Below are 10,754 nucleotides of genomic sequence, written 5' to 3' on the forward strand. Positions count from 1 at the left end.
ATGCGGACTGTCGAAGAACATCAGCGCGTCGTCGCCGGGTTGATCAGCGCCCGGCCGGCCGTCACCGTGCCGCTGGCCGACGCGCTGGGGCTGGCCCTTGCCGACGATGTGGTGGCCCCGCTGCCCCTACCCGGTTTCGACAACTCGGCCATGGACGGCTATGCCGTACTCGCTGCCGACGTGGCTGGGGCGTCGGCCGAGAATCCGGTGAAACTTCCTGTCGCCGAAGACATTCCGGCTGGTCGCACCGACCTGCTCACCTTGGCGCCCGGCACCGCGCACCGGATCATGACCGGCGCCATGCTGCCGGCCGGTGCCACGGCGGTAGTGCCCGTGGAATCGACCGATGCGGCGACGGACACGGTCTCGATCTTCGCCCCCGCTGCCGAGGGCCGGCACATCCGGCGGGCCGGCGAGGACGTGACCGCCGGGATGACGGTGCTGTCCGCCGGCGAAGTGCTGTCCCCCGCGGCGCTGGGCCTCGCCGCCGCACTCGGCTTCGCCGAGCTGAAAGTGCTTCCGCGGCAGCGGGTTCTGGTGCTGTCCACCGGAACGGAACTGGCCGCACCGGGCACGCCGCTGCAGCCGGGCCAGATCTACGAGTCCAACGCCGTCATGCTGGCCGCGGCGCTGCGCGACGCCGGGGCCGACGTCAGCACCGCACCCGCGACGTCAGATGACGTGGCGTTGTTCCGCGAGACCCTGGCCCGTCACGGCCAGGATGTCGACCTGATCGTCACCACCGGCGGAGTCAGTGCCGGCGCCTACGAGGTGGTCAAAGACGCCCTCGCCGCGGATGTCGAATTCGTGAAGGTCGCCATGCAGCCGGGTATGCCTCAGGGCTGTGGCCGTTTGGGAGGCACCGTCAACGGCACGCCCATCGTTACGTTGCCGGGCAACCCGGTCTCGGCGCTGGTGTCGTTCGAGGTGTTCATCCGGCCGCCGCTGCGGGCGGCGATGGGGCTGACGTCGCAGCGGCCGCGCCGCTCGGCGACCCTCACCGAAAAGTTGACCTCCCCCGCCGGGAAACGTCAGTTCCGCCGCGGCGTGCTCGGCACCGATGAGCAGGTGAGCAGCTACGGCCCGCCGGCCTCGCACCACCTCCGTTGGCTGGCAACGGCAAACTGCCTGCTGGACATCGACGAGGACGTGGTCGAATTGCCGGCTGGATCGCCCGTGCCCGTCTGGGATCTCAGTTAGAGCCCCGCAAACCGTAGAATCGAGTCCCGATGGCCAGACCTGCGCGCCCCCCAGCTGACACTCCAGAGTCCGACCTTTCCCGATTGGTCGACCTGGTCCGTTCCACCGTCCCCCCGATCCACCCGGCTGGGCTGCCGTTCGTCGGCGGCGCCCTCGGCGTCGCCCTGTTGGGCCGCCGCAAGCGCTGGGTCCGGGCTGCGGGTCTGACCGCGGCCGCCGCGTGTGCCGGGTTCTTCCGGCATCCGCCGCGGACGCCACCGAGCCGACCCGGCGTCGTCGTCGCTCCGGCCGACGGCCAGGTGACGTTGATCGACGAGGCCGTACCGCCCGCCGAACTGAACCTGTCGGACGAGCCGCTGCCGCGGATCAGTATCTTCCTGTCGCTGTTCGACGCGCACGTGCAGCGCGCGCCGGTGGCCGGTGAGGTGATCACGGTCAAGTACAAGCCGGGCCAGTTCCTGTCCGCCGACAAGGCCGAGGCCAGCGAGAACAACGAGCGCAACAGCATCTGGCTGCGCACCGCCGACGGCCACGACGTCGTCGCGGTGCAGCTGGCCGGGCTGCTGGCCCGCCGCATCGTGTGTAACACCCACCCGGGTGCGCACCTGGCGCTGGGCGAGACCTACGGCTTGATCCGGTTCGGCTCGCGGCTGGACACCTACCTGCCCAAGGGCTCGGTGATCGGCGTCGAGATCGGGCAGCGTGCCATCGGCGGCGAGACCGTGCTGGCAGAGCTTCCGGGCGAGCCGAACACCGGGTCGCCGGAATGAAACCCCGGATCAAGACTCCGCAGGTGAGCCTGCGGAAGCTGGTCCCCAGTGCCCTGACCGTCGCCGCCATCTGCCTGGGTCTGACGGCGGTCAAGTTCGCTCTCGACCACCGCCCCACCGAGTCCATGGCGCTGCTGGCGGGTGCGGCGATCCTCGACGCGCTCGACGGGCGCGCGGCCCGCATGCTGAACGCCACGTCCAAGATGGGCGCCGAGATCGACTCGCTGGCCGACGCGGTGAACTTCGGTGTGGCGCCGGCGTTCATCGTCTACGCCACCCTGCTGGAGCACAACACCTCGCCGCTGGCCTGGATCGTGGTGCTGCTGTACGCGGTGTGCATCGTGCTGCGGCTGGCCCGGTTCAACGCCATGCTCGACGTCGACCGTCCGGCGTTCGAGAAAGAGTTCTTCGTCGGCATGCCGGCACCCGCCGGCGCCATCGGCGCCATCGGCCCACTGGCCGCCAAGATGCAGTTCCCCGGCCCGTGGTGGGACTCGCACGGGGGCCAGATCTTCATCTTCGTCTGGCTCATCATTGTTTCGCTGCTGGTGGTCAGCACTGTGCCGATGCGCAAGGTGCACACGTTCGCCATCCCGCCGAACATGGTGTTGCCACTGTTGGCGGGGCTCGCGATCCTGGTGGCCGCCTCGGTCACGTACGGCTACATCGTGATCCTGGTGATCATCGTGGCGTACGTGCTGCATATCCCGTTCGCCATCCGGACCAAGGCGTGGCTGCGTGAGCATCCTGAGGTGTGGGATGACAAGCCCAAGGAACAGCGGCAGGCGCGCCGGGCCATCCGCCGTGCGCAACCGCGGCGTACCGACCGCAGCCAGCGCCGCTCCACGGCCCGGCTCCGGTTGCGTAGGCCCGGACCCCGGCGATGACCTCTGCGCCCGGGCAGAGCAATCAGGCGCAGGCCATGCAGGCTGCTGCATCCGATCCGTCCGGTGCGCAGCTTCAGCTCACGGCCCGCCTCAACACCTCGGCCCTCGACGCCCGTCGCGGCGTGGTCATGCTGCACCCCGAAGCGATTGCCGCCCTGGGCATCCGCGAGTGGGACGCGGTGTCACTGATCGGCACCCGCACCACCTGTGCGGTGGTCGGCGTCGCCGCTCCCGGGACTCCCCCGGGCACCGCGCTGCTCGACGACGTGACGCTGTCCAATGCCGGGGTCCGGGCCGACTCTCCGGTGCTGGTGTCGCCGGCGACGGTGTACGGCGCCCGTTCGGTGACCGTCAGCGGTTCCCGGCTGGCCAGTGGCTCGATACCGCCCGCGACGCTGCGAATGGCATTGCTGGGCAAGGTGATGACGGTCGGCGACACCGTCTCACTGTTGCCCCGCGACCTCGGTCCGGGTACCTCGACGTCGGCGGCCACCTCGGCGCTGGCCACCCAGGTCGGTATCACCTGGACCTCGGAGTTGCTCACTGTGACGGCCGTGGATCCGGCCGGTCCCGTGAGCGTCCAGCCGAATTCGGTGGTCACGTGGGGCGACGCGAGCGTCGTCACCGCAGCCGCGCAGCCGGTCATCTCCCCTCCGGAAAGCCCTGCCGCCCAAGCTCTTTCGATCGACGACCTCAAGGGCGTGGACGCCCAGGTGACGCGGCTGACCGAGTGGCTGAAGCTGGCGCTCGACCAACCCGAACTGCTCGAAACCCTGGGCGCCACCGCCAATCTGGGCGTCCTGGTGTCGGGACCCGCAGGCGTCGGCAAGGTCGCGATGGTGCGTGCGGTGTGCGCGTCCCGCCGTCTGGTCGAACTCGCCGGGCCGGAGGTCGGGGCACTGCGGGCCGAGGACCGGCTGGCCGCCGTCACGGATGCCGTCCGATCCGTGCGCTCACCCGATCACGGCGGGGGCGTGCTGCTCATCACCGATGTCGACGCTCTGCTGCCCGCGGTCGCCGAGCCGGTAGCCACGTTGATCCTGGCCGAGCTGCGCAAGGCCGTCGCCAGCCGGGGTGTGGCGTTCATCGCGACGTCCGCCGTACCCGACGGCGTGGATGCCCGGTTGCGCGCGCCTGATCTCTGCGACCGCGAGTTGGGGCTGACCCTGCCGGATGCGCCGACCCGCAAGGCGCTGCTGGAAGTGCTGCTGCGGTCGGTTCCGGCGAAGGAGCTGAACCTCGACGAGATCGCTGAGCGCACACCGGGGTTCGTGGTCGCCGACCTCTCCGCACTGGTACGCGAGGCCGCGCTGCGGGCGGCAGCCCGAGCCAGCACCGACGGCGCCGAGCCGGCGTTGACGCAAGACGATCTGACCGGCGCGCTGTCGGTGATCCGGCCGCTGTCCCGGTCGGCGACCGAGGAAGTCGCGGTCGGGTCGGTGACCCTCGACGACGTCGGCGACATGGTGGCCACCAAACAAGCGCTGACCGAAGCGGTGCTGTGGCCGCTGCAGCACCCGGACACCTTCGAGCGGCTCGGCGTGGAGCCGCCGCGCGGCGTGCTGTTGTACGGCCCGCCCGGCTGCGGCAAGACGTTCCTGGTGCGGGCCCTGGCCAGCTCCGGCCGGTTGTCGGTGCACGCCGTCAAGGGCGCGGAGCTGATGGACAAGTGGGTCGGTTCGTCGGAGCGTGCCGTGCGCGAATTGTTCCAGCGCGCACGCGATTCCGCGCCGTCGCTGATGTTCCTCGACGAGATGGACGCACTGGCGCCCCGGCGCGGCCAGAGCTTCGATTCCGGCGTCACCGACCGCGTGGTGGCCGCGCTGCTCACCGAGCTCGACGGCATCAATCCGTTGCGCGACGTCGTGGTGGTGGGCGCAACCAACCGGCCGGACCTCATCGACCCCGCGCTGCTGCGGCCCGGCCGGCTCGAGAAGCTGGTATTCGTCGAGCCGCCCGACGCCGATGCGCGTCGCGAAATCCTGCGTACCGCAGGTAAATCCATCCCACTGGCACCCGACGTCGACCTCGGCGAGTTGGCCGGTGAGCTCGACGGCTACAGCGCCGCCGATTGCGTCGCACTGCTGCGCGAGGCGGCATTGACCGCGATGCGCCGGTCCATCGACGCCGCCGACGTGACTGCGGCCGACGTCGCCAAGGCCCGGCAGGCAGTGCGGCCGTCGCTGGATCCCGCTCAGGTGCAGTCTCTTCGGGAGTTCGCCGACGGGCGATAGGGTCGGAGCATGGCAACTGAGGGGCGGTACGCCAAGGGCGAGGCCAAGCGCGCGGAGATCCTCGCTGCCGGACTGGCCGTGCTCGAACGCGACGGCGAAGCCGGCACCTCGATGCGCGTGGTCGCCAGGGAAGCCGGCATCAGCCTGGCGGGGCTGATGCACTACTTCCCGACCCGCGACGCCCTCCTCACCGACATCCAGCGCGACGGCGACGCCAAATTCGAAGAGTGGTACCGGAATTCGGACGTCGACGGCGACCCGGGCGAGTTGCTCGCCCGAGCCATGGCGGCCAAGGTCACCAAGCCCGGGTTGGCAACCCTCTACCTGTCCCTGGTCGCGGCCGCGGCCGTCGACCCGTCGCACCCCGCCGCGGCGTATCTGACGGAGCGCTACGCGCACATGCGTGGCCTCATCGCCGACTACGTGGCGCGGCGGCAGGCCGCGGGCGACATCCCGTCGCACGTCGATGCCGATTTCGCCGCATCGGCGCTGATTTCGGCGACCGACGGCATCCAGTTCCAGTGGATGTCCGACCCGTCCATCGACATGGCAAACCATGTCCGGGCCGTGTGGCAGAAATTGCTTGCGTAGCAGCGCTCAGCGCGGCGGATCGCCCCGCCACCGAAAGCTGTTGACGTACTTGCCCATATCCGCGGCGAGTTCCAGACTGACCCCGGTCGGCGGACCGGAGTGGGCGCCGAATTCGTGGAACGGCCCGGCCGCCGCGGCGATGAGAGCCAGATCGTCTTTCACGGCCACCATCACCAGAATGCGGGTCCGGGAGGCGACGACGTTCTGTCCGTCCGGCCAGTCGTCGGCCGCCACGCCGTACCCCGGGTGATAACCCACCAAGGTGTTGGGCACCTCATAGGCCACCCGCGAGTCGGGGTAGGCATCTTTGAGCAAGGTCATCGTGACGTCCTTGGCATCACGCCCCCGTGCCGGCTCACCCCACAGCCGCATGACGCCACCGCCGCCCCCGGTGTATTGCGCCGTCACCCCGGTGTCGTCCTTGGTCACCGAATAAGCCGTTCCTTCAGCAGGATACGAGACAGTGAACGCACCGTCGGCAGCGGTGAAGGTGGGATTGATCGCCACCGGCTTGCCCATCAGCGGGTGACCGCAATTGGGCGGGCACTCGTACCGGGCCACCGGAGTGGTCGTCGTAGCGGACAGGCCGACCAAGCCGAGGGCCAGCACGGCGACAACCGCGGTCCAGGTCACGACCAGGCGCGGCACGGTCAGTACGCGCACCGCCCGTGCGGCGTCGTCCCCACGATCTTCGTGCCGCAACGTCAACTGCAGGACGAGCCGCAGCAGCAGCACTGCCAGCACGGCGAACCCGACGTGCCAGGCCACCTTCGCCCACTGCGAGATGCCCGCCGAGTCCTCGTCACCGAGCCACATGTGCACCAGCACCGGAACGACCGCGATCAGCACCGCACGCCACCAGATCCGGCGGCCACGAGGCCAGAACCACAGTGCGGCGCCGAGCATTCCGGCCGACGCAGCTGCGGTGACGGGCATGGTGAGTCCGCGAATCCCGGCCTCGATCAGCAGGTCGGCCAACGGCTGGTCACGGTCGACCATGCCGGATTCCAGCTGCGCGAACATCCGGACGGTGACCGTCGCGGCCGTCAGGCCGAGGGCGCCCGCCGCACCGATCGCGTAGCCGTACAACGCCTTTCGATCGCCAGGGCCGAACATCCGGACGAGCAGCGCAGGCGCTATCACCAACAGCGCCTCCACCGCCGAGAGGCCGGCCTCAACGGTCCGCAGATGCACTGCGGCAACCCCACTTTCAAGTGGGACCCCATAGGCGTGCGACACCGCCATACCGGACCCGACGGCAAATGCGACGCCGAATCCGATACCCAGCGCCGCGCTGACATACAACCGGACGAGCGCCGGCCGGCGGTAGCCCAGCTGCCGGACATAGAGCGCGAACAGCAGCGGAAAACCCACGGCCACAGTCGAGATGAACAGACCCGGGAGTCGCATCGCCGAAGCCCCGACCAACGACGCCACCAGAAGGGCCAGGCCGAGCCGGAACGGCCGGCGCCCGCCCTCCGGAAGCCGCGGAAACAGCGCACTCACCAACCCGATGTCGCTCATCCGGTCGTCCCCTGGGCCACCAGCAGGCTGCGCGCCAGCTTGTCGACATCGGGTGTGCCCAGACCGGTCACCGAGTCGAAGCCGGGGCCGGCCATCGCCACCGCGTTGCCGCCCACGGTGACATCGTGGAACGCCGGCAGCCGGCCGACCCGCTGCACCCGGTACAGCAGCGGATTCAGATCGCCGAGCAGTCGTCCACCGTTGTCCAGCAGGTACTGGTCGATCACGGCGGCCATTCCCGCCCAGATCGGCGCGGACATCGAGGTGCCGCCGGCCAGTACCGTTTCGCCGTCGAAGACCATGCGCGCCCCGGTGAAGAAGTCCGCGACCGCAGAGACATCCGGGATGAGTCGCTTGTTGCGGCCACGGTCCGACGGCACGCCCCGTTGCCATCCCGGGCGGTCGAACAACGCGGACATTCCGCCGCCACTGCCGTGGGTGAGGGGCACGTCGAACCAGGCCTGCTCACCGAGCCACTGGCCGCGTTCATCGGTGGACAGCGTGGTGCCCCCGACAGCCGTCATCTCCGGCACCGAAGCCACCGAATCCAGCCCGATGTCGTCGATGCTCGGCGGTGCCGACCAGTCCTGCCCGCCTTTGCATTCCAGGCCCGCCAGGTCACCACTGGCGTCGAAGGCGGTGGTCCCGCTGCGGTGCGCCTGTGCCAGCGCCGAACGCACCGGCGCCAGATCGGCAGCGGTGAGGATCTTGTCGCAGCCCCATCCGATCGACAGGCTCCACTCGGCGCCGGGAAACCGCCGGTCGGCGTCTGCCATCATCTCGCCGATCTTGCGGTAGGCGCCGTCGCCGGACACCGTCGGCCGGGCATTCACGTAGACGGTTCGGGCATCGGGAGCAATGGCGTGGGCCATCTGGAGGTCCATCGTGGTTTCGCCCGTGCGCTCGGATGGCATGTCTCCCACCACGATGGGCGTGAAGCGCGGCAACTGGTTCAGTTCGGCGAACTTGTCGAGATCGGACTGCTCGAAGCCGTCGAAACCGAAGACGACGATGGTGCGTCCCTTGCCGGTGTATCCCTGATCGGTCAGCGGGAAGACGTTGTAAGCCCGACGAAGGTCCTGGGCCGTCAGGCCGCCGGCGGGGACGTCGCGCGGTGCGATCAACGGACGCGACTGCCGGAACGGCGTGTAGCCGAGGAGCCGGCCGAATCCGCTCAACTCGGCCACCAGCGACGGCGGCAATTCGGGTTGGCTGGTTGCGGCATAGAAAGTCTGCCCGCGGCGCCCGCGGTAGTCACGCACGTCGACGCGCAGCGCCTCCGCCATCGCGCGGGCCGTGCCTTCGACGGTCGCCCAATTCTCGCCCGGGCGCCACTGCACGGAAAGCCCTGCGGCTCTTGCCCATTGGATCAACTCATCCGGACGGGCGGCTTGCGCCAGCGCCGCAGTCAGTTCGACGTGCGCGGCCGCCGACGGTCCCAAATCGACCGAGGCCGAGAGCAGATGCGCCAGTGGACCGGAGAGGGCCAGATGGCCGCCCCGCTCAGCGGGCGGACCGGCGGACGCCAGCGCCGTCAGCCCGACTGCTACCAGTACTGCGCCGATGCGCCGTGCGGCGCATCGGCGACCTACTGGAATGGGGCTCCCGCTTCTAGTTCGGAGCGGTGATGACGTTGCCGGGCAACGCCGTCTGCGGGCCAGGGGCCTTCACTGTCGGGGAGAACGAGTTGCCACCCTTCGTAGGCCCGCCCTTCTCGCTCGGCGTCACCGGCGACGACGAGGCGGGTGCCGACGTCGTGGTGGTGGTCGAGGTCGTGGTGGTCGGCTCTTCCTTGGCCTTGTCACCACACGACGAGAGCAGGCCCGCGGCGAGTCCGGCGGTCACGGCGAGGCCGGCCACCATCTTCTTACGGGTCGAGCGCCGAACGGTCATACCGGTTCTCCTTAGTCCATTCCGTTCGCCCCGACAGCCATAGCTACGAAGAAACGGGCATCGCGATCGTAATCCCGATTCGCTTCTCACAGCATACCGATCCAGATGGCTCAGCGTTGGGACATCTAGCCCAAATCTAGGACATCACCGATTGCTGGCAAACCCGATTGGTCAGCTCTCGGCCAGTTCCGCGAGCCGGGCCAGTGATGCCTGCAGCCACTCGGTGGAGGTCTGCCTGGCCCGGTTCAGCCGCTTCTCGTCGGTCAACGCTGTCCAGTCGTAGGTGTGGGTGACGCGGGTGCGCTCGTCGTCGCTGGGCTCGAGCTCCCAGCGCCACAGGTGCCCTGGCTGCGGTAGTCCGGGCTCGGACGGCTTCCACGCGATACGCCGTCCCTCGACGAATTCGACGACGTGGTTCTCCCGTTGAGCACCCAGGGTCAAGCCCATGACGAAGACGTCCCCCACCGCGCGGACACGTTGTCCGGCGGGCGCCTCGGCCAGGTTGTTGTTGCCGTCCCAGCGCGGCTGCTGAGCGGGATCGGCGATCAGGTCAAAGATCCGCGCCGCGGGGGCGGCGATGTCACGGCTGGCACTGACGACTCGAGTTTCGTTGTCCACGAGCCGTATTCAACCCTATGTCGGCAGTCGCCGGTTGATGAACAGCGCCGAGATCACCGCACAGGTCAGGGCGAACACACCCAGCCGCAGCCACGAGGTCCCACCGGGTCCGCGAATGATCTCGTAGCCGATCTGCTGCTGGATGGCGTCGTAGCTCTTGTTCAGGTCCTCGATCTTCGCCGCCGTGTACATCTGCCCGCCGGACAGCTCGGCGACCCGCTTCATCGTGGTGTCGTTGACGGGAACATTGACGCTCTGATCGTCGATCTTGATCTTGCCGCTCTTGGTCCCGAACGCGATCGTGGAGATCGGGGTGTCCGACTCCTTCGCCGTCCGCGCGGCGGTGTACGCGCCGTGCGGGCTGTCCGGGTTGCCCGGCCGGTTCTCCGCGCCGTCGGACAGCAACACGATGCGTTTCGGGGGCTTGTCGGTGTTACCACTGCCACCCAGCACGTCGGCCAGTGTCGAGATCGCACGCAGGGCCGCGAAGATGCCGTCGCCGGTCGCGGTGCCGTCGTCGACGGTCAGGTGGTCCAGGGCGGTGATGGTCGCCTGGTGGTCAGGTGTCGGCGACACCAGGAGGTTGGTGTTGCCGGAGAACGTGACCAGCCCCAGGTTCACACCGGGGGTCAGCTTCTTCGAGAACTCCTTGGCCGCGTCCTTCGCCGCCGCCAGCCGGCTCGGCGAGACGTCATCCGCCTGCATGGACCGGGAGACATCCATCACGAGCATGATCACCGCGCGGTTGCGCGGGGTCTTGATCTCGTGGGTCGGTGCGGCCAGCGCGACGGTCAGGGACAGCAGCGCGGCCACCGAGAACACCATGGGTACGTGCCGCCAGCGCGACGGCTGCAGCGGTACGACATCGGTCCGCGGTTGGTCGCCGGCGTAGCTGCGCAGCCGGCTGGCGCGGTTGCGCTGCGCCGCCAGATACACCGCCACCAGCGCGATGGGCAACAGCGCGGTCAACAACAACCAGGGGTGGGCGAAGCCCGACAACGACACCGATCCGATTCCCGGCAGGTTCATCGGCGCCA

At 69.1% G+C, this 10,754-nt stretch carries 10 protein-coding genes; 5 read left to right on the forward strand and 5 right to left on the reverse strand.

Annotated features, from left to right (window positions below; genetic code table 11):
• Genes moeA through G6N59_RS12355 form a run of 5 tightly spaced genes read left to right on the forward strand, consistent with a single transcriptional unit; the run spans position 1 to position 5,682 of the window.
• Positions 1-1,200 carry a molybdopterin molybdotransferase MoeA gene (moeA, locus tag G6N59_RS12335; RefSeq protein WP_138232549.1) on the forward strand — a complete coding sequence of 400 codons (1,200 nt, stop codon included), beginning with the start codon at positions 1-3 and terminating at the stop codon, positions 1,198-1,200.
• Between the two features lie 29 nt (positions 1,201-1,229).
• Positions 1,230-1,970 (forward strand): phosphatidylserine decarboxylase, encoded by a 741-nt coding sequence (locus G6N59_RS12340; RefSeq protein WP_138232550.1) that lies wholly within the window; start codon positions 1,230-1,232, stop codon positions 1,968-1,970.
• Entirely contained in the window at positions 1,967-2,857 is an 891-nt protein-coding gene (locus tag G6N59_RS12345) for a CDP-alcohol phosphatidyltransferase family protein (RefSeq protein WP_138232551.1), read from the forward strand. Before G6N59_RS12340 ends, G6N59_RS12345 begins: the two co-directional genes overlap by 4 nt.
• 35 nt (positions 2,858-2,892) lie before the next feature.
• On the forward strand, positions 2,893-5,091 hold the full coding sequence (locus tag G6N59_RS12350) for an AAA family ATPase (RefSeq protein ID WP_138232695.1): 2,199 nt from the start codon (positions 2,893-2,895) through the stop codon (positions 5,089-5,091).
• 9 nt (positions 5,092-5,100) lie between these two features.
• On the forward strand, positions 5,101-5,682 hold the full coding sequence (locus tag G6N59_RS12355) for a TetR/AcrR family transcriptional regulator (protein ID WP_138232552.1): 582 nt from the start codon (positions 5,101-5,103) through the stop codon (positions 5,680-5,682).
• A gap of 6 nt (positions 5,683-5,688) precedes the next feature.
• Here G6N59_RS12355 and G6N59_RS12360 read toward each other — a convergent pair whose 3' ends face one another.
• From G6N59_RS12360 to G6N59_RS12380, 5 genes are all read right to left on the reverse strand, one after another.
• On the reverse strand, positions 5,689-7,206 hold the full coding sequence (locus tag G6N59_RS12360; protein ID WP_138232553.1) for a zinc ribbon domain-containing protein: 1,518 nt from the start codon (positions 7,204-7,206) through the stop codon (positions 5,689-5,691).
• The gene (locus G6N59_RS12365) at positions 7,203-8,804 is read right to left on the reverse strand and encodes a S53 family peptidase (RefSeq protein WP_407665885.1); all 1,602 of its coding nucleotides are present in this window, start codon (positions 8,802-8,804) and stop codon (positions 7,203-7,205) included. Before G6N59_RS12365 ends, G6N59_RS12360 begins: the two co-directional genes overlap by 4 nt.
• A 13-nt stretch (positions 8,805-8,817) precedes the next feature.
• Positions 8,818-9,099 (reverse strand): hypothetical protein, encoded by a 282-nt coding sequence (locus tag G6N59_RS12370; RefSeq protein ID WP_138232555.1) that lies wholly within the window; start codon positions 9,097-9,099, stop codon positions 8,818-8,820.
• A gap of 171 nt (positions 9,100-9,270) precedes the next feature.
• Entirely contained in the window at positions 9,271-9,717 is a 447-nt protein-coding gene (locus G6N59_RS12375) for an SRPBCC family protein (protein ID WP_138232556.1), read from the reverse strand.
• Between the two features lie 15 nt (positions 9,718-9,732).
• Entirely contained in the window at positions 9,733-10,746 is a 1,014-nt protein-coding gene (locus tag G6N59_RS12380) for a VWA domain-containing protein (protein ID WP_138232557.1), read from the reverse strand.
• Positions 10,747-10,754 lie beyond the last annotated feature (8 nt).

The organism is Mycolicibacterium aubagnense (assembly GCF_010730955.1).
GTDB lineage: Bacteria > Actinomycetota > Actinomycetes > Mycobacteriales > Mycobacteriaceae > Mycobacterium > Mycobacterium aubagnense.

Excerpts from the sequence above, each read along its gene's own strand:
- moeA (WP_138232549.1), top strand. The coding sequence starts at position 1 with ATGCGGACTGTCGAAGAACATCAGCGCGTCGTCGCCGGGTTGATCAGC.
- G6N59_RS12340 (WP_138232550.1), top strand. The coding sequence starts at position 1,230 with ATGGCCAGACCTGCGCGCCCCCCAGCTGACACTCCAGAGTCCGACCTT.
- G6N59_RS12345 (WP_138232551.1), top strand. The coding sequence starts at position 1,967 with ATGAAACCCCGGATCAAGACTCCGCAGGTGAGCCTGCGGAAGCTGGTC.
- G6N59_RS12350 (WP_138232695.1), top strand. The coding sequence starts at position 2,893 with ATGCAGGCTGCTGCATCCGATCCGTCCGGTGCGCAGCTTCAGCTCACG.
- G6N59_RS12355 (WP_138232552.1), top strand. The coding sequence starts at position 5,101 with ATGGCAACTGAGGGGCGGTACGCCAAGGGCGAGGCCAAGCGCGCGGAG.
- G6N59_RS12360 (WP_138232553.1), bottom strand. The coding sequence starts at position 7,206 with ATGAGCGACATCGGGTTGGTGAGTGCGCTGTTTCCGCGGCTTCCGGAG.
- G6N59_RS12370 (WP_138232555.1), bottom strand. The coding sequence starts at position 9,099 with ATGACCGTTCGGCGCTCGACCCGTAAGAAGATGGTGGCCGGCCTCGCC.
- G6N59_RS12380 (WP_138232557.1), bottom strand. The coding sequence starts at position 10,746 with ATGAACCTGCCGGGAATCGGATCGGTGTCGTTGTCGGGCTTCGCCCAC.